At 45.9% G+C, this 17,271-nt stretch carries 32 protein-coding genes; 2 read left to right on the forward strand and 30 right to left on the reverse strand.

Features of this window, described 5'->3' with window-relative positions:
• Nucleotides 1-99: 99 nt before the first annotated feature.
• The 5 genes from rlmH to ACEYDX_RS03615 form a co-directional block, all read right to left on the reverse strand.
• A complete protein-coding gene (gene rlmH / locus ACEYDX_RS03595) occupies nt 100-570 on the reverse strand; it encodes a 23S rRNA (pseudouridine(1915)-N(3))-methyltransferase RlmH (RefSeq protein ID WP_373740664.1) in 471 nt (156 codons plus the stop codon).
• A gap of 210 nt (nt 571-780) precedes the next feature.
• Nucleotides 781-1,143 (reverse strand): MliC family protein, encoded by a 363-nt coding sequence (locus ACEYDX_RS03600; RefSeq protein ID WP_373740665.1) that lies wholly within the window; start codon nt 1,141-1,143, stop codon nt 781-783.
• Nucleotides 1,144-1,175: 32 nt separating this feature from the next.
• Entirely contained in the window at nt 1,176-1,565 is a 390-nt protein-coding gene (gene rsfS, locus ACEYDX_RS03605) for a ribosome silencing factor (protein ID WP_373740666.1), read from the reverse strand.
• Between the two features lie 147 nt (nt 1,566-1,712).
• Nucleotides 1,713-2,318 (reverse strand): nicotinate-nucleotide adenylyltransferase, encoded by a 606-nt coding sequence (gene nadD, locus ACEYDX_RS03610; RefSeq protein ID WP_373740667.1) that lies wholly within the window; start codon nt 2,316-2,318, stop codon nt 1,713-1,715.
• Nucleotides 2,311-2,892 (reverse strand): beta-class carbonic anhydrase, encoded by a 582-nt coding sequence (locus ACEYDX_RS03615; RefSeq protein ID WP_373740717.1) that lies wholly within the window; start codon nt 2,890-2,892, stop codon nt 2,311-2,313. Before ACEYDX_RS03615 ends, nadD begins: the two co-directional genes overlap by 8 nt.
• Nucleotides 2,893-3,186: 294 nt before the next feature.
• Here ACEYDX_RS03615 and ACEYDX_RS03620 point away from each other — a divergent pair, with 294 nt between their 5' ends.
• Nucleotides 3,187-4,068, forward strand: coding sequence for an NUDIX domain-containing protein (locus ACEYDX_RS03620; protein WP_373740668.1), 882 nt, complete (start codon nt 3,187-3,189; stop codon nt 4,066-4,068).
• 88 nt (nt 4,069-4,156) lie between these two features.
• Nucleotides 4,157-5,101 (forward strand): ABC transporter ATP-binding protein, encoded by a 945-nt coding sequence (locus tag ACEYDX_RS03625; protein WP_373740718.1) that lies wholly within the window; start codon nt 4,157-4,159, stop codon nt 5,099-5,101.
• Between the two features lie 328 nt (nt 5,102-5,429).
• On the opposite strand, the gene rplQ is transcribed toward ACEYDX_RS03625, so the two are convergent.
• The 25 genes from rplQ to rplB all read right to left on the reverse strand — a co-directional run bounded on the left by rplQ (nt 5,430) and on the right by rplB (nt 17,268).
• Nucleotides 5,430-5,807: a 50S ribosomal protein L17 gene (gene rplQ / locus ACEYDX_RS03630; protein ID WP_373740669.1), complete on the reverse strand. Its 378-nt coding sequence runs from the start codon at nt 5,805-5,807 to the stop codon at nt 5,430-5,432.
• Between the two features lie 24 nt (nt 5,808-5,831).
• The gene (locus tag ACEYDX_RS03635; protein ID WP_373740670.1) at nt 5,832-6,818 is read right to left on the reverse strand and encodes a DNA-directed RNA polymerase subunit alpha; all 987 of its coding nucleotides are present in this window, start codon (nt 6,816-6,818) and stop codon (nt 5,832-5,834) included.
• A 25-nt stretch (nt 6,819-6,843) separates the two neighbouring features.
• Nucleotides 6,844-7,464: a 30S ribosomal protein S4 gene (rpsD, locus tag ACEYDX_RS03640; RefSeq protein ID WP_373740671.1), complete on the reverse strand. Its 621-nt coding sequence runs from the start codon at nt 7,462-7,464 to the stop codon at nt 6,844-6,846.
• Nucleotides 7,465-7,482: 18 nt separating this feature from the next.
• Entirely contained in the window at nt 7,483-7,878 is a 396-nt protein-coding gene (gene rpsK, locus ACEYDX_RS03645; protein WP_373740672.1) for a 30S ribosomal protein S11, read from the reverse strand.
• Nucleotides 7,879-7,896: 18 nt separating this feature from the next.
• Nucleotides 7,897-8,259 (reverse strand): 30S ribosomal protein S13, encoded by a 363-nt coding sequence (rpsM, locus tag ACEYDX_RS03650; RefSeq protein ID WP_373740673.1) that lies wholly within the window; start codon nt 8,257-8,259, stop codon nt 7,897-7,899.
• 57 nt (nt 8,260-8,316) lie between these two features.
• Nucleotides 8,317-8,430 carry a 50S ribosomal protein L36 gene (rpmJ, locus tag ACEYDX_RS03655; protein ID WP_003697674.1) on the reverse strand — a complete coding sequence of 38 codons (114 nt, stop codon included), beginning with the start codon at nt 8,428-8,430 and terminating at the stop codon, nt 8,317-8,319.
• Between the two features lie 20 nt (nt 8,431-8,450).
• On the reverse strand, nt 8,451-8,669 hold the full coding sequence (infA, locus tag ACEYDX_RS03660; protein WP_373740674.1) for a translation initiation factor IF-1: 219 nt from the start codon (nt 8,667-8,669) through the stop codon (nt 8,451-8,453).
• A 4-nt stretch (nt 8,670-8,673) separates the two neighbouring features.
• Nucleotides 8,674-9,984 carry a preprotein translocase subunit SecY gene (secY, locus tag ACEYDX_RS03665; RefSeq protein WP_373740675.1) on the reverse strand — a complete coding sequence of 437 codons (1,311 nt, stop codon included), beginning with the start codon at nt 9,982-9,984 and terminating at the stop codon, nt 8,674-8,676.
• A 16-nt stretch (nt 9,985-10,000) separates the two neighbouring features.
• Entirely contained in the window at nt 10,001-10,432 is a 432-nt protein-coding gene (rplO, locus tag ACEYDX_RS03670) for a 50S ribosomal protein L15 (RefSeq protein WP_373740676.1), read from the reverse strand.
• Between the two features lies 1 nt (nt 10,433).
• The gene (gene rpmD, locus ACEYDX_RS03675) at nt 10,434-10,619 is read right to left on the reverse strand and encodes a 50S ribosomal protein L30 (protein ID WP_373740677.1); all 186 of its coding nucleotides are present in this window, start codon (nt 10,617-10,619) and stop codon (nt 10,434-10,436) included.
• The gene (rpsE, locus tag ACEYDX_RS03680; RefSeq protein WP_373740678.1) at nt 10,612-11,130 is read right to left on the reverse strand and encodes a 30S ribosomal protein S5; all 519 of its coding nucleotides are present in this window, start codon (nt 11,128-11,130) and stop codon (nt 10,612-10,614) included. Before rpsE ends, rpmD begins: the two co-directional genes overlap by 8 nt.
• Nucleotides 11,131-11,147: 17 nt before the next feature.
• Nucleotides 11,148-11,501: a 50S ribosomal protein L18 gene (gene rplR, locus ACEYDX_RS03685; protein ID WP_373740679.1), complete on the reverse strand. Its 354-nt coding sequence runs from the start codon at nt 11,499-11,501 to the stop codon at nt 11,148-11,150.
• A gap of 12 nt (nt 11,502-11,513) precedes the next feature.
• The gene (gene rplF, locus ACEYDX_RS03690) at nt 11,514-12,047 is read right to left on the reverse strand and encodes a 50S ribosomal protein L6 (protein ID WP_373740680.1); all 534 of its coding nucleotides are present in this window, start codon (nt 12,045-12,047) and stop codon (nt 11,514-11,516) included.
• Between the two features lie 15 nt (nt 12,048-12,062).
• Entirely contained in the window at nt 12,063-12,455 is a 393-nt protein-coding gene (rpsH, locus tag ACEYDX_RS03695) for a 30S ribosomal protein S8 (RefSeq protein WP_373740681.1), read from the reverse strand.
• A 15-nt stretch (nt 12,456-12,470) separates the two neighbouring features.
• Entirely contained in the window at nt 12,471-12,776 is a 306-nt protein-coding gene (gene rpsN, locus ACEYDX_RS03700; RefSeq protein WP_373740682.1) for a 30S ribosomal protein S14, read from the reverse strand.
• Nucleotides 12,777-12,778: 2 nt separating this feature from the next.
• Nucleotides 12,779-13,318 carry a 50S ribosomal protein L5 gene (rplE, locus tag ACEYDX_RS03705; protein ID WP_373740719.1) on the reverse strand — a complete coding sequence of 180 codons (540 nt, stop codon included), beginning with the start codon at nt 13,316-13,318 and terminating at the stop codon, nt 12,779-12,781.
• Nucleotides 13,319-13,330: 12 nt separating this feature from the next.
• Entirely contained in the window at nt 13,331-13,654 is a 324-nt protein-coding gene (gene rplX, locus ACEYDX_RS03710; protein WP_373740683.1) for a 50S ribosomal protein L24, read from the reverse strand.
• A gap of 12 nt (nt 13,655-13,666) precedes the next feature.
• Nucleotides 13,667-14,035: a 50S ribosomal protein L14 gene (gene rplN, locus ACEYDX_RS03715; protein WP_373740684.1), complete on the reverse strand. Its 369-nt coding sequence runs from the start codon at nt 14,033-14,035 to the stop codon at nt 13,667-13,669.
• Nucleotides 14,036-14,253: 218 nt separating this feature from the next.
• On the reverse strand, nt 14,254-14,517 hold the full coding sequence (gene rpsQ, locus ACEYDX_RS03720) for a 30S ribosomal protein S17 (RefSeq protein ID WP_373740685.1): 264 nt from the start codon (nt 14,515-14,517) through the stop codon (nt 14,254-14,256).
• On the reverse strand, nt 14,517-14,708 hold the full coding sequence (gene rpmC / locus ACEYDX_RS03725) for a 50S ribosomal protein L29 (protein WP_373740686.1): 192 nt from the start codon (nt 14,706-14,708) through the stop codon (nt 14,517-14,519). Before rpmC ends, rpsQ begins: the two co-directional genes overlap by 1 nt.
• The gene (rplP, locus tag ACEYDX_RS03730) at nt 14,708-15,124 is read right to left on the reverse strand and encodes a 50S ribosomal protein L16 (RefSeq protein WP_373740687.1); all 417 of its coding nucleotides are present in this window, start codon (nt 15,122-15,124) and stop codon (nt 14,708-14,710) included. Before rplP ends, rpmC begins: the two co-directional genes overlap by 1 nt.
• A complete protein-coding gene (gene rpsC, locus ACEYDX_RS03735; protein ID WP_373740688.1) occupies nt 15,108-15,803 on the reverse strand; it encodes a 30S ribosomal protein S3 in 696 nt (231 codons plus the stop codon). Before rpsC ends, rplP begins: the two co-directional genes overlap by 17 nt.
• 9 nt (nt 15,804-15,812) lie before the next feature.
• Nucleotides 15,813-16,142, reverse strand: a complete 330-nt coding sequence (gene rplV / locus ACEYDX_RS03740; RefSeq protein ID WP_373740689.1) for a 50S ribosomal protein L22 — start codon at nt 16,140-16,142, stop codon at nt 15,813-15,815.
• Nucleotides 16,143-16,150: 8 nt separating this feature from the next.
• Nucleotides 16,151-16,429: a 30S ribosomal protein S19 gene (gene rpsS, locus ACEYDX_RS03745; protein ID WP_009119027.1), complete on the reverse strand. Its 279-nt coding sequence runs from the start codon at nt 16,427-16,429 to the stop codon at nt 16,151-16,153.
• A gap of 5 nt (nt 16,430-16,434) precedes the next feature.
• Nucleotides 16,435-17,268 carry a 50S ribosomal protein L2 gene (gene rplB, locus ACEYDX_RS03750; protein WP_373740690.1) on the reverse strand — a complete coding sequence of 278 codons (834 nt, stop codon included), beginning with the start codon at nt 17,266-17,268 and terminating at the stop codon, nt 16,435-16,437.
• Nucleotides 17,269-17,271: the final 3 nt, after the last annotated feature.

A 17,271-nucleotide genomic window follows, 5' to 3' on the forward strand; every position in this document is an offset into this window, starting at 1 on the left:
ACGGCCTGTCTGCCTGTACCGCAATGTTTACTGTGGTTCGGCTGCGGTATGTTGGCGGGCGGCCTTATCGTATTGCCAACATCATGCGGCATGGCACACCTATTCCCGATGGTACGGATGGTTGTGCAGAATCGACACGGCGCGGTAGAGCTGCTCGGTCAGCAGCACGCGTACCATGCCGTGCGGCAGGGTCAGGCTGGACAGGCGCAGCATCAGACGCGCCTGCTGTTTGAGACGGTCGGTCATGCCGTCTGCACCGCCGATCACGAAGCAGACGTGTTCGCCGTTTTGCTGCCAGTTTTTCAGGTATTCGGCCAATTCGACCGAAGTCGGAGCTTTGCCGCGTTCGTCGAGCACCACCAGATACGCGCCCTGCGGCACGGCTTCAAGGATGCGTTTTTCTTCCGCCGCCATGCCTTGCGCGGCGTTCACGCCTGCGCCGCGCTTTTCGGGTTTGATTTCTTTGAGCGTGTACTGCACGTCGCGGCCGAAACGTTTGGCGTATTCGTTTACCGCGTCGTCCACCCATTTGGGCATTTTGGTGCCGACGGCCAATACGGTGATGTTCATGGTTTCCTTTTTATCGGGCTGTGTTTGGATATTATGTTGACACTTGGTTTGGATTTCAAACACGGATTCCCGCCTTCGCGGGAATGACGGGAGTTGGCAAAATTCGGATTGCTAATATGCCGTCAACGCAATATCCGAACACGACCTTTTATCGAGAATGAATCAAGGCCGTCTGAAAAACCTTTTTCAGACGGCCTTCGCTACGGTTGTTTAAATGCGGCAGGTCGTGGCGGCCTGTCCGCCGTGGACTTTGCCGTAACCGAAGCGGGCTTCGCGGCCTTTGCGGTGCCATTCGCCGCCCTTGCCGAACACGCCGCCTTCGGCAACGTAACGTTCGCCCGAACCCGCACGAGCAATGGTGAGCACGGTGGTTTCGCCGCCCGTTGCGCTCAGGCGGATGCGGTCGGTGTCGAGCTGCTGCACGGTTACGGTGATGCCGTTGTCGCACTGGAAGGTTTCGGCGGCCTGCGCGGCAGGAGCGGGAACGGACTGCGCTGCAGGGGTTTGCGGCCTATCCGAGTGGCAGGCGGCGAGTGCCGATGCAAAGAGTACGGCGGTAAATCGGATGTTCACGGTTGTCTACATTCGATAAAAGACGGGGAAAATCAATCGGCGGCGTGCCACGGCTTGCTCGCACCTGCGTGGAACGAGGGTTTTTCGCCGCCCCACAGGGTGTCGATGTCGTAATAGTCGCGCACGGCGGGCAGCATAACGTGAACGACCAAGTCGCCCGCGTCCACCAGCGCCCATTCGCCCGAATCCTGACCTTCGCTGCCGAGCAGCTCGAAACCCGCGCTTTTCAGCTCGACGGCCACATTGTTGGCCAAGGCTTTCACTTGGCGGCTGCTGTCGCCGCTGGCGATAATCATGCGGGCAAACAGGGAGGTTTTGGCGGATGTTTCGAGTACGGCGATGTCTTTGGCTTTGATGTCTTCCAAGGCGCTGACGGAGATTTCGACCATTTTCTGCAGGTCGGCGAGTTCTTGTTCGTTCATGGTGTTTCCTGTTTTAAAAGGTTTTTTCAGACGGCATTATACCCGAAGCGAGGCGGGGCGCAGGCCGTCTGAACGGCGTTTTCCGTACACAAGGGTTTTCGGACAGCGGGGTTGGACCGCTGCGGCAAACCGCCGCAAGCCCGCCGTTCAGCGGTAAAGTCCGTGGCGGCGGATGTAGGCGGCAACCTGCGGGTCGAGCAGGCCGTCGGTATCCCCGCCGTTTTTCAGACGGCCTCTGATGTCGGTGGAACTGATGTTGCTCAGCGGTGCTTCCAGCAGGCGCAGCGTGCCGTTCTGCAGGGCTTCGCCGAGCCAGCCGTGCAGCTCTTTCGGCGCGGCGGCCAAATTCTGGCCTTGGCGGGCGGCAACGGCGATGCGGGTTTGGCGCACGAGCGTCTGCCATTTTTTCCAAGTGTGGAGTTTCAGCAGGCTGTCCATGCCCATCAGCCACCACAGTTCGGCGGCAGGAAACTGCTGGCGGAAAATCTGCACGGTGTCGAAAGTGTAGGTTGCGCCTTCGCGCACGATGTCGCAATCGCTGACGGCAAAGCGGGCATACGCGCCGGCGGCGGCTTCGGTCATGGCCAAACGGTGTCCGGCGGCGGTTTGCGCGGTGTCTTTGTGGTACGGTTCGCCCGCAGGCAGGAAGACGACGGTATCCAGCCCCGCTTCGTCGGCAAAGGCGCGGGCGATGTGGGTGTGGCCGAGATGGGGCGGGTCGAATGTGCCGCCGAAAAGTCCGATTTTATTCATGGCCGTCTGAATCGGGAACGGTGCCGTCCACGATAAGGTTGAGTTTGCCGGTGGTGGGATGGATGACCAGGCCGTGCACGGCAACGTTGGCGGGCATCAGGGGATGGCGGCGGATCAGGCCGACGGTGTGGCGCACGCTGTCTTCGACGTTGTCGAATCCGGTCAGCCAGCCGTCGAGGTCGATGCCGGCGTTGCGCAGGGTTTCGATGCGGTCGTCGGGGATGCCTTTTTCATGGGTTTTTTCGAGGAACTGCTCGGCGTTCAGCCCGCGCATGCCGCAGTCGTGGTGGGCAATCACCATGATTTCCTTCACTTTCAGCTCAAACACCGACACCAGCAGGCTGCGCATGACCGACCCCCACGGGTGGGTAACGACGGCGCCTGCGTTTTTGATGAGTTTGACATCGCCGTTTTTCAGGCCGAGCGCGGCGGGCAGCAGCTCGACCATGCGCGTGTCCATGCACGACAGAATCGCCAGCCCGCGGCCGGGGAATTTGTCGGTGAAATATTTGGCGTATTCGCCGGTTTCGACGAACTGTTCGTTGTGGCTGAGGATGCTGCTCAATTCGCTCATGCGGGAAGGCTCCGGTATTGGGTTTGCCCGATTATAGCGTTTGCTGCGGCGGGTGTGGGATGTTTCGGACCACATCTGCACAGGCCGTCTGAAAAGATTTTCAGACGGCCTGTCGGTGCATGTGTTTCCCCATACGGCTACAACGGCATTCGGACGGCCCGATGCCGTCTGAAAACCTTGGCATTGCCGTTGCACAAGCAGCATGGCCGGCAGTTTGGGCGGCGCGGCGGCCCTGTTTTCAAACCTCGGCCGCGGCGATACAATCCAAACGTCCCATTACCGCACGGCGGCCCTATGTTCACACCGTCATTCCACCGCACGCTCACCGCCGCAGAACTCGACCTGCTGCTGCCGTGGGCGCATTCTTATTCCGACTGGCAGCGGCAGACATGGCTGCCGCTTTGGCTCAACGGCCTGCGTCTGGGCCGTCTGAACGAAACATGGGCGCAACGCGTGCAGCAGGATTGGACGGAAACCCTGTCGGAAGATTCAGACGGCCTGCATCTGTCCGCCGACGGCTGGCTCGCGCTCGGCGACAGCCTGCAAAACATGGCGCGGCGGTGGCAGGAACTCGGCCTGCTCAAAGGTTGGCGCGACGAGCGGTTCGACGTGCGCGATGGCGGCGGCGGTGTGCTGTTTGCACTCGAACGCGCCGCTTTCCGTCCGCTCGGACTGATGAGCCGCGCCATCCACGTCAACGGCCTGACCTGCGACGGCGGAACATGGAAATTCTGGATCGGCCGCCGCAGCCCGTTCAAAGCCGTCGATCCCGACAAACTCGACAATCTGGTCGGCGGCGGCATCACTGCGGGCGAAAGCGTTCAGACGGCCATGCTGCGCGAAAGTGCCGAAGAAGCGGGCTTGGACGAAAACCTGATGCGGCACGCACAGGAGCAATGCCGCCTGTTGAGCTGCCGTGCCGTATCACGCGGCCTGCATTACGAAGTGCTGCACGTTTTCGACATCGAAATCCCCGCGGGCATCCGCCCTGAAAACCAAGACGGCGAAGTGGCGGGCTTCGAGCTGATGGATTTGGACACGCTCGCCGCGGCCATGTGCGCGGGCAAACTGATGGACGATGCGCAAATGGCCACGCTCAACGCCATGCTGCGCTTCGGTCTGATTGATGCCGCACATCCGTTGGCCGGGTGGCTGCACGGATTGGCTTGGAAATAAAACCTGTTTTTCAGACGGCCTGACCGCTTGTTCAGGCCGTCTGAAAATGCTGCTCCGCTACAACCCCTATCCAACGAATCCGAACGCCATGCTCCGAATCACCGAACTCTGCAAATCGTTTTCCGGCAAAACCGTTGCGGACAACATCAGTTTCCACCTCGAATCCGGCCGCATTTTGGCCGTGCTCGGCCAATCCGGTTGCGGCAAATCCACACTTCTGAAAATGATTGCCGGACTGGAAACACCAGACAGCGGCAGCATTACGCTAAACGGTCTCGACATCACGCGCATGCCGCCTGAAAAGCGCAACATTTCACTGATGTTTCAAGACTATGCCCTGTTTCCGCACCTTACCGCTGCAGAGAATGTTGCGTTCGGGCTGAAACTGCGCGGCATTCCTCGAGCCGAAGCCATGCAGCGGGCGGAACAGGCATTGGCGGAAGTCGGGCTGCAAAACGAAAGCCACCGCCGTCCCGAAAAACTTTCAGGCGGAGAACAGCAGCGTACCGCCCTTGCCCGCGCCCTGATTACCAATCCAAACCTGTTATTGCTCGACGAAGCATTTTCCGGCCTCGATATGCACCTGCGGCATCTTTTACGCAATCAAACAATCACACGCATCCGACAACTGAATATTCCGGCATTAATGGTTACACATGATGCCGAAGAAGCTCTGTCAGCCGCCGATTCGATTGCACTTATGCACGAGGGACGTATTCTGCAATGCGGTTCGCCGGCAGAAATAGTAAGCCACCCTTCAAGTCTCCGTGTCGCCGAACTCTTAGGTTTGGATAATACAACCGCAGAGCGCTACATCCCTCAAAAGGCAATCGTATTCAACCACGACAACTCCCTTCCTCTTCCCCTGTTACATACCGAACAACAAACCCATGGCAGCAAAATCACTGTGCAGCACCCTAAGTACGGCTCCATCATTATCCGTACAGATCTGCACAATCCGATGTTCACACAGCTCAATAAGCAAACCGCGCTGAATATATGGCTTAATGAAACGGAAATCGTATGGTTTTAAAATAGAAAAGCCAGAATCTACCAAATGATTAACTGACAGAATACAGGGATTTCAAGCTCAACAACCGTCATTCTTTCTCAAAGGAAGTTCTATTTAAATTAGATAATGTCCAGCTGATTAGGATTACCCTAACATCATACAAACACTTACATTCAAGCAACAACGGCTTGCATCAATTTTCCCACACATAACCAGCCAAATAATTGTTTCAGACGGCCTGCGTTTACCATTCTTGATCTTAATAAAGTAACAAATCAGCAAAAAAACCGTTAGAGAATCCTCTAACGGTTTTAGCATACAAACAATTTATAAATTATTCAGTTATAAATTATTCAGCTTCGACTACAGTGGCTTTTTCAACCAATTCAACCAATGCCAAAGGTGCATTGTCGCCTTTGCGGAAACCGTATTTAAGAATACGGATATAACCACCGTTACGCGCAGTAAAACGCGGACCAAGTTCGTCAAACAGCTTTACAACCACATCACGATCACGGGTACGGTTAAAAGCCAAACGACGGTTAGCCAAAGAAGGTTTTTTACCCAAAGTAATCAAGGGCTCAACCACACGGCGCAATTCTTTAGCCTTCGGCAAAGTAGTCACGATAGTCTCGTGAGTCAACAGCGAATTAGCCATATTACGCAACATCGCAGCACGATGACTGCTTGTACGGTTTAATTTTCGGTTACCATTACGATGACGCATGTCATTATCCTTTAATCTTCAAACTTATGGCTTTTCCAAGCCCACAGGCGGCCAAGCTTCCAACTTAGAACCCAGTGTCAAACCTTTAGAGGCCAAGACTTCTTTAATTTCATTTAAAGACTTACGCCCTAAGTTCGGTGTTTTGAGAAGCTCAGTTTCAGTACGCTGAATCAAATCGCCGATATAGTAAATATCTTCAGCTTTCAAACAATTCGCCGAACGTACAGTCAATTCCAAATCATCTACCGGACGCAACAAAATTGGATCAATTGGAGGGGCTTTTTCCTCAACTTCCTCAACAGGCGTACCTTGCAAATCAGCAAAAATAGACATCTGGTCAATCAAAATACGGGCAGCACTACGGACAGCTTCTTCAGGATCAATAGAACCATCAGTTTCAATATCCAAAACCAACTTATCTAAATCCGTACGCTGCTCTACGCGCGCAGGTTCAACATCAAAACTAACGCGGCTGATGGGCGAAAAGCTCGCATCCAACTGAATGGCACCAATCTGTTTATGGTCATCACGCAGTACGCGACGTCCTGACACAGATTGATAACCACGACCTTGCTCTACTTTGATTTCCATCTCAATATGTCCATTTTCGGACAGATGGCAAATAACATAATCGGGATTAACAATCTCAACATCGTGCGGCAACTCAATATCACCGGCAACAACTACCCCAGAACCTGTTTTTTTCAAAGTCAATTGAACTTGACTTCGACCATGCATCTTAAATACGATACCTTTAATATTCAAGAGAATGTCTACGACATCCTCTTGAACACCATCAACGGTAGAATATTCATGCAGAACACCACTAATTACTACTTCAGTAGGAGCAAAGCCAGTCATGGACGACAGTAAGATACGACGCAAAGCATTACCCAATGTATGACCGAAACCACGTTCAAAAGGCTGCATTGAAACTTTTGCACGAGTAGTAGACAAAGTGTCTACATCAATTTGACGAGGTTTCAAAAATTCGGAAGTGCTATTTTGCATTTAACTGTCCCTCATTGAGCTAGCATTATTTAGAGTAGAACTCTACCACCAGCTGTTCATTAATATCGCCAGATAATTCTGAACGATCTGGCATATTTTTAAATATACCTTCCAATTTTGCAGTATCAACAGAAACCCATCCCGGCAATCCTATTTGAGTTGCTAAATTCAAAGCTTCCTGGATACGTACCTGTTTTTTAGCCTTTTCCCGAACAGCTACAACATCACCTGCTCTAACTTGAAAAGAAGGGATATTGACTACTTGCCCATTAACCGTAATAGCCTTATGAGATACCAATTGACGGGCTTCTGCACGGGTAGAACCGAATCCCATACGATATACCACATTATCCAATCGGGATTCTAACAACTGAAGTAACAATTCTCCAGTAGAACCTTTTCTGCGGTCCGCTTCTGCAAAATAACGACGGAATTGACGCTCCAATACACCATAAATACGGCGGATTTTCTGTTTTTCACGCAGTTGTAAACCATAGTCTGACAAACGCGGTTTTTTAGCACCATGCTGACCTGGTGCAGACTCCATTTTACATTTCGATTCTAAAGAGCGTCTGGCACTCTTCAAAAACAAATCCGTACCTTCGCGGCGTGCCAATTTACATTTAGGGCCAATATAACGTGCCATGTTTCAAATCACTCCAAGTTAAATACGACGTTTCTTAGGCGGACGGCAACCGTTATGAGGCAACGGAGTAACGTCGGTAATGCTGGTAATCTTAAAACCAAGAGCGTTGAGCGCACGAACAGAAGATTCACGACCAGGACCAGGTCCTTTTATGCGAACTTCTAAATTTTTAACGCCATACTCTTGGGCAACTTTGCCAGCTGTTTCTGCTGCTACCTGCGCAGCAAATGGTGTACTTTTACGCGAACCTTTAAAACCAGCACCGCCAGAGGTAGCCCAAGATAATGCATTGCCTTGACGGTCCGTAATGGTAATGATGGTATTATTAAACGATGCATGAACATGAACAATACCTTCACTTACGGTCTTGCGAACTTTTTTGCGTACACGCGAAGCTGTGTTTGCTTTAGCCATTAATCAAATCCTTAAAAATTATTTCTTACCGGCAATTGCTTTACGCGGACCTTTACGAGTACGAGCATTAGTACGGGTACGCTGCCCACGGCACGGCAAACCACGACGATGACGGAAGCCACGATAACAACCCATATCCATCAATCGTTTAATGCTCATTGTCACTTCGCGACGCAAATCGCCTTCTACTTCATATTTAGAAACTTGCTCACGCAAAGCTTCAAGTTGTGATTCGTCTAAATCTTTTACTTTGGTACTCAGCACAATACCTGCTGCTTCACAAATCAATTTAGCACGAGTAGTACCAATACCGTAAATAGCCTGAAGACCAATTACGATATGGGCATTATTAGGGATATTTACCCCTGCAATACGAGCCATAATTTTTCCTTAAACGGGCAAAAGTTTGTCACTACAATACAAAATACAATCAAAAAATCAACCTTGGCGTTGCTTATGACGGGGATCAGTACAAATTACTCGAACAACACGATTACGACGAATAATCTTACAGTTACGACAAATCTTTTTTACTGAAGGTTGTACACGCATTTTATTTTCCTTTATCAAATTTATCTTGCTCTGAAGACAATACGGGCACGAGTTAAATCATATGGCGTTAATTCAACTGTAACTTTATCACCTGGAGAAATACGAATATAGTGCATACGCATCTTACCTGATATATACCCTAAAACAACATGATCATTTTCGAGCTTAACTTTAAAAGTTGCATTAGGCAAAGTTTCTAAAATTTCACCCTGCATTTGAATAATATCTTCTTTAGCCATAGTTTTATTTACGCGTTAGTGATTTCATATCACGATACATTGTTAAACTTTCATATTGTTGTGCCATCCTATATGAATTAACCTGAGTATGAAAATCCATTGTTACAACCACCATAATTAATAGGGATGTCCCGCCCAAATAAAATGGGATATTAAACACAGTCGTTAATAGCTCAGGAATCAGACATATAACTGTTATATAAAGCGCCCCAAACAATGTTAAACGTAAAACAACACCTTCCAAATACTTAGATGTCTTCTCCCCTGGACGAATACTCGGCACAAAAGCACCACTTTTTTTAAGATTTTCTGCCATTTCTTTTGGACTGAAAACAAGAGCCGTATAAAAATAACAGAAGAAAACAATAGTTGCCGCAAATAGAATAATATATATTGGTTTTCCATGTTGTAACCAACCAGCAATTTGGTGCAACCAACTTTCTGTATTACCAGAACCAAACCAACTTAACAACGTAGATGGAAATAATATAATACTTGATGCAAAAATCGGAGGAATGACACCAGCCATATTTAACTTAAAAGGCATATGAGTATTCTGAGTATGACCAAGCCCACCAAATTGACGCTTTGCATAATGAACTGGAATCTTACGTTGTGCACTTTCAAAATAAACAACGACATAAACCAACAACAATGTTCCAAGTACTATTGAAATTGCTGTTAACATATGCATAGAAGCATTATTGACTAATGTCCATAACTGCATAATCCCTGATGGAATACTAGCACTAATACCAGCAGTAATAATTAAAGATATACCATTTCCTATTCCTCTCTCCGTAATTTGCTCACCAAGCCACATAAGAAACATTGTTCCAGTAACTAAACAGATAACAGTCGAGGTATAAAACTCAAACTTATTAGCAACTACAATATTTTGTTGAAAAACAAACGTAGCAACTCCTAAGCTCTGAAATACGGCCAACAGAACAGTAGCATACCTTGTATATTTCGTAATGATCTTTCTACCCACTTCCCCTTCTTTTTTCAAAGCCTTTAAAGAAGGAATTATTTCAGAAGCCAATTGTATAATAATTGATGCTGAAATATAAGGCATAATACCAATCGCAAATATACTAAAGCGCTCAAGTGAACCACCTGAAAACATGTTCAACATGCCGAGAATTCCACTTCCAGCGCTTTCATATAGCTTAGCCAGTGCAACTGCATCAACACCTGGTACTGGGATATGAGCCCCAATACGAAAAACAACTAAGGCTCCAAGTAAGAAGAATAATCGCTTTTTTAAATCAGCAAACTTAAATGCATTTGACGGTTTTTGTTGACTAGCCACAACATCAACACCTTAATTACTCAACACGGCCACCAGCAGCCTCAATGGCAGCTAAGGCACCTTTTGTAACTTTAATACCTTTTAAAACTATTGGTTTGGAAATTTCTCCTGAAGCAATTACTTTCACAAAACTTACTTTTGGCTGAACCAATCCAACTTGTTTTAATACAAATAAATCTATTTCATCCAAAGATACAGATACTAATTCACTTAAGCGAACTTCTGCACTAACAGTAGCCGTAATAGATTTAAAACCACGCTTAGGTAAACGACGCTGAAGAGGCATCTGTCCACCCTCAAAGCCAACTTTGTGAAAACCACCAGAACGGCTTTTTTGACCTTTGTGTCCACGACCACCAGTTTTTCCTAAGCCACTTCCAATACCACGCCCTAGACGTTTTGATTGATGCATTGCCCCATCAGCAGGCTGAATAGTATTCAAAAACATATTACAACTCCACTTTTAAAAGGTAATTAATTTTATTAATCATCCCGCGGTTTTCAGGTGTATCAACCACTTCAACAGTATGCTGTCTATGACGTAACCCAAGACCATAAGCACAAGCACGATGAGCTTTCACAGTACCAATTAAGCTTTTAACTAAAGTAACTTTAATTTTTTTATGCTCAGTCATGCTGAACTCCTAAAATTTCCTCAACTGTTAAACCACGCTTTGCAGCCACATCAGAAGGGGTATACAATTTAGATAATCCATCCAAAGTTGCACGAACAATATTATAAGGGTTAGTCGAACCATGCACTTTTGCGGAAATATTATGTACTCCCAACACATCAAACACTAAACGCATAGGACCACCTGCTTTAACACCGCTACCTTCTTTAGCAGGTTGCATAAAAACACGAGTTGCTCCATGTTTACCAATTACTTGATGATGAATGGTACCATTTTTTAAGGGTACTTTAATCATAGAACGACGAGCCTGATCCATTGCCTTTTGGACAGCAACAGGCACCTCTTTAGATTTACCCTTACCCATACCAACTCGACCATCTCCATCACCAACAACTGTTAGCGCAGAAAAAGCCATAATACGGCCACCTTTGACAACTTTGGTTACACGATTTACAGCAACCATTTTCTCAATTAAACCATCACCACGCTCTTCAATTTCATGTTTTGCCATGTAAATTCTCCAAAATCTTAAAAGCTCAAACCATTTTCACGAGCGGCATCAGCCAAAGCTTTTACACGACCATGATATTGAAAACCAGAACGGTCAAAAGCAACTTTATTTACACCAACAGCTTTTGCTTTTTCAGCTATGCGCTGACCAATCAAAGCTGCTGCTCCAATATTACCACCAGATTTAACAGTTGTACGCACATCCAACTCAAGAGTAGATGCTTGCGCTAATACCTTATCACCCTCCGGACTAATAATTTGGGCATAAATATGATTGTTAGTGCGAAATACACAAAGTCTAACCATTTTTAAATCTGCAATACGTAGACGAGTTTTACGTGCTCTACGCAGTCGAATTGCATGCTTATTCATTCAAAACCTCAATTATTTTTTCTTGGCTTCTTTCATTACTACCACCTCTCCAACATAACGAACACCTTTACCCTTATATGGCTCAGGGGAACGGAATGCTCGAATTTCAGCAGCAACCTGACCAATCATTTGTTTATCAGCCCCAGTTAATACAATTTCAGTTTGACTAGGTGTCTGAACAGAAATCCCATTTGGCATTTCATAGACAATTGGATGAGAAAAACCTAAAGAAAGATTTAAAATTTTACCCTGCGCTTGCGCGCGATAACCTACACCTATCAACTGCAGCCTTCTCTCAAATCCCTCTGAAACCCCTTTAACCATATTATTGACCAAGGCACGAAGGGTACCAGACATAGCATTTGCTTGTTTAGAGGTATTAACTGGTACAAAAGTCAAATTTCCATCAACAAATTCAATTTTAACATCGTCAACTAATGGCAAAATGAGCTCACCATTTTTGCCTTTAACCATTATAGAGTCAGTTCCAAATTTAACTTCAACCCCAGCAGGAACGGTTACTGGATTTTTTGCTACACGTGACATATTAATCTCCACCACTTAAGCAACGATGCACAACAGCTCGCCACCAACACCTTCAGCACGGGCTTTTCGATCAGTCATCACACCTTTAGACGTACTTACGATAGCAATTCCCAAGCCATTCATAACACTCGGAATCTTATCAGATGCCTTATAAATACGGAGACCAGGACGCGATATCCGCTGAATCTTTTCAATAACAGGACGGCCAGCATAATATTTTAATTGAATATCTAAAATTGATTTAGTATCCAAAGTAACAGCAAAATCTTCAATGTAACCTTCTTCTTTTAAAACTTTTGCAATTGCACATTTTAACTTTGAGGAAGGCATCATAACCGAAGCTTTATTAGCACGTTGGGCATTTCGGATACGAGTTAACATATCGGAAATAGGATCATGCATACTCATTTATTTCAACCCCTATTACCAGCTAGCTTTAACAACACCCGGAATCTCACCACGCATAGCGATTTCACGGATTTTAATACGACCCAAACCAAACTTCCTGAAAGTCCCACGAGGACGACCAGTGAGTGCACAACGCCGCCGCTGACGGACTGGAGCTGCATTTCGTGGAATGGATTGAAACTTCAAACGAGCTTCAAAACGTTCTTCATCAGTAGCATTAGAATCATTGATAATAGCAAAAATAGCGTCACGCTTTACAGCATATTTTTTTGCTAGAGCAATTCGTTTCAATTCACGATTAATAAGTGCTTTTTTAGCCATGACTATCCTTTAAAGGGAAACTTAAACAATGACAATAAAGCTTTTGCTTCCTCATCTGTTTTAGCAGTTGTAGTAATTGTAATATTCAGACCACGCAAAGTATCAATTTTATCATATTCAATTTCTGGGAAAATGATCTGTTCACGTATTCCCATGTTGTAATTGCCGCGCCCATCAAATGATTTTCCATTTACTCCACGAAAATCACGGACACGAGGCAATGCAATTGTTACCAAACGATCAAAAAACTCAAACATCCGCTCGCGCCTTAAGGTAACTTTGCACCCAACAGGATAATTATCACGGATTTTAAAGCCAGCAATGGATTTACGAGCTACCGTAATTACAGGCTTCTGACCTGAAATTTTTTCCAAATCTGCAACAGCATGATCCATTACTTTTTTATCTGCAACAGCCTCGCCAACTCCCATATTAAGGGTGATTTTCTCAATACGAGGCACTTCCATAACGGACTTATAACCAAATTGTTTTATCAGCTCAGGAACAACTGTTTCAACATAAAATTCTTTTAAACGTGTCATCATCGAAACTCCTTAAGCACCAATCTCAGCACCCGTAGATTTGAAAATACGAACGCGCCTAATCTTACCTTCAACTTCAACCAATTTAATACCAACACGATCTGCTTTTTGACTATCAGGGTTAAAGATAGCAACATTCGAAACAGCTAAAGGCATATTTTTCAAAATGATACCACCTTCGATTCCACGCATAGGATTAGGCTTTTGATGACGTTTTACAACATTAACCCCATCAACAATGATCTTATCACCCAGAATACGGACTACTTGACCACGCTTACCTTTATCCTTACCAGCAATAATAACAACCTGATCGCCTTTCATAATTTTATTCATATTCAATCTTCCTTATAACACCTCAGGCGCAAGTGATACAATTTTCATAAAGCGCTCAGTACGCAACTCACGCGTTACAGGACCAAAAATACGAGTCCCCAGCGGCTCCAATTTATTATTTAATAATACCGCTGCATTATTATCAAATTTAATCAACGCCCCATCCGGTCGGCGAACACCTTTTGCAGTACGCACCACAACAGCACTATATACATCACCCTTTTTCACACGGCCACGCGGTGCTGCATCCTTAACTGCAACTTTAATAATGTCGCCTACCAAAGCATAGCGACGCTTAGATCCACCCAACACCTTTATGCACATCACTCGACGCGCACCAGAGTTATCAGCCACATCTAAGATGGTCTGCATTTGAATCATATTTTTACCTTAAAAAACACCAACTTAATTTACCTTTTTCAGATATCTCAACTACAATCTTAAGCAATGAAATTCTGAAACCATATTTGGTTCTAGTAAACCAGTCTTGGATCCCGAAGGGAAGAAACTTTCAGAGAAATTGAAAAATATTAAGAAACGAAGCATACAAGTTTTTTTTAATACTTGCAATACCTCGCTTCTATATTTTACCAAATTATTTAAATAGAATGGGCTTGCTCTACCAGTTCTTGTACTACCCAAGATTTGGTTTTTGACAAAGGCCGAGCTTCAGCAATGACAACTATATCACCGATGCAGTATCGATTTTGTTCATCATGAGCATGAATCTTAGTTGAACGGCGGATAATTTTACCATAAAGCGGATGTTTTACTTTTCTTTCAACTAAAACAGTTACGGTTTTATCCATTTTATCGCTTACCACCTTGCCTTGCAAAGTACGAATATTTTTAGTTTCGTTCATCACTTAGCACCTTTTTCCGTTAAAACAGTTTTAATTCGGGAAATATCACGACGCACTCGCTTCAATTCACTGGTTTTCCCCAATTGCCCTGTTGCATTTTGCATACGAAGGCCAAACTGGGTTTTCAGCAAATCAAGCAGATCTGCATTTAACTGCTCAACTGACTTATCTTTTAATTCATTTGCTTTCATTATTGACCTACCTGTCTAACTACAAAAACTGTTGGGATAGGTAACTTGGCAGCGGCCAGTTCAAATGCCTCCCGAGCCAATGACTCAGGAACACCATCCATTTCATAAAGTACTTTACCAGGCCTAACTTCAGCAACGTAATATTCCACGGAACCTTTACCACCACCCATACGAACTTGAATAGGCTTTTCGGTAATCGGCTTATCAGGGAACACTCGAATCCAAATTCGGCCACCACGTTTAATATGACGAGTCATTGTACGACGAGCAGCCTCAATCTGGCGAGCAGTCAAACGACCACGACCAACAGCTTTTAAACCAAACTCACCAAAACTTACTTTATTGCCACGAGTAGCAATACCAGTATTGCGGCCTTTATGCTGCTTACGGTATTTCAGTCTAGTTGGTTGCAGCATGACGACCACCTACCTTTCTTTGTTTCTTTTCTTGTTCAGGCTTTGCAGAAGACTTCTCGTTACCCTCTGTATACACCCAAACCTTCAACCCCAATACACCATACGTTGTATGTGCCTCACTAGTCGCATAATCAACATTAGCACGTAAGGTATGCAACGGTACACGCCCTTCACGATACCATTCGCTACGCGCAATATCAGCACCATTCAGACGGCCGGAGGTCATGATTTTAATACCTTTAGCACCCACACGCATTGCGTTTTGCATGGCCCGCTTCATAGCTCGGCGAAATTGAACACGTTTTTCAAGTTGTTGAGCGATACCATCAGCAATGATTTGTGCATCTAACTCAGGCTTACGGATTTCTTCAATATTTACATGAACCGGCACACCCATTAGAGCTTGCAAGTCACGTTTCAGAATTTCAATATCTTCACCCTTACGACCAATTACTACTCCAGGACGGGCAGAATGAATTGTGATGCGAGCTGATTTTGCAGGACGTTCAATAACAACACGTCCTACAGACGCACCAGCCAAACGCTTGCGCAAATAATTGCGAACATCAATATCTTGTTTCAAAACAGTTGGAAAATCACCACTCTTCGCAAACCACTTTGAAGACCAGTCTTTAGTTACCGCCAGGCGAAAGCCTGTAGGGTTAATCTTTTGTCCCATAGCTTTTCCTTAGTTACCCACTGTCACACTAATATGACAAGTTTGTTTTTCAATGCGGTTACCGCGACCTTTAGCCCTAGCCTGAAAACGCTTGAGACTAGGTCCTTTGTCAACAAAGATAGTTACCACTTTGAGCTCATCAATATCAGCGCCTTCATTATGCTCTGCATTGGCAATTGCAGATTCCAACACCTTTTTCACAAGCTCAGCTCCTTTTTTCGGACTAAACGCCAGAATATTTAGAGCCTGGGCAACATCTTTACCGCGAATTAAGTCTGCAACCAAACGAGCTTTTTGGGCAGAAATACGGGCATTTTTATGCTGTGCATTTACTCTCATGATTCACCTTATTTCTTCTTAGCCTTTTTATCGGCCAAATGGCCTTTAAAGGTACGGGTCAATGAGAATTCACCCAGTTTATGACCAACCATATTATCGCTAATAAAAACGGGCACATGAGTGCGACCATTATGCACAGCGATGGTCAAACCAATAAAATCAGGAAGAATAGTGGAACGACGCGACCAAGTTTTAATCGGACGCTTGTCATTGTTTGCTCGAGCCGCATCTACTTTTTTCAGCAAATGCAGGTCTACATACGGGCCTTTTTTCAATGAACGAGCCATATCAATTAACCTTTATTTGAGTAACGACGGCGAACAATCATATTATCCGTGCGTTTATTGTTACGAGTACGGTAACCTTTAGCAGGAGTACCCCACGGGCTAACCGGTTCACGAGCCTCTCCTGTACGGCCTTCGCCACCACCATGAGGGTGATCCACGGGATTCATGACAACACCACGGACAGTGGGACGAATACCACGCCAACGGTTTGCACCCGCTTTACCGATTTTTTTCAGGCTTTGCTCTTCATTTCCGACTTCGCCGATAGTGGCACGACAGTCAACATGGATTTTACGAACCTCACCAGAACGCAAACGCACTTGAGCATACACACCTTCTTTAGCCAAAAGCACCGCAGAAGCACCGGCAGAACGTGCAATTTGTGCACCCTTACCCGGTTTCATTTCAATACAGTGAATGGTGGTACCAACAGGAATATTGCGAATCGGCAGGGTATTACCTGTTTTGATTGCAGCCTCAGCACCAGATACCAAAACCGCGCCAGCCTTAATGCCACGAGGAGCAATGATATAACGGCGCTCACCATCGGCATAACATAACAATGCAATATGTGCAGTACGGTTAGGATCGTATTCAATACGCTCCACTTTTGCCGCAATACCGTCTTTATTACGCTTAAAATCTACTACACGATAATGATGTTTATGACCCCCACCCTTATGACGAGTAGTAATATGACCATTATGATTACGACCAGCAGTAGAGTGTTTTTTCTCAACCAAAGCCGCAAACGGCGCACCTTTATGCAAACCTTCGGTAGTTACGCGAACCATGCCGCGACGACCAGCCGAGGTAGGCTTCATTTTTACAATAGCCATGAC

Source organism: Neisseria sp. (assembly GCF_041804105.1).
Taxonomy (GTDB): domain Bacteria; phylum Pseudomonadota; class Gammaproteobacteria; order Burkholderiales; family Neisseriaceae; genus Neisseria.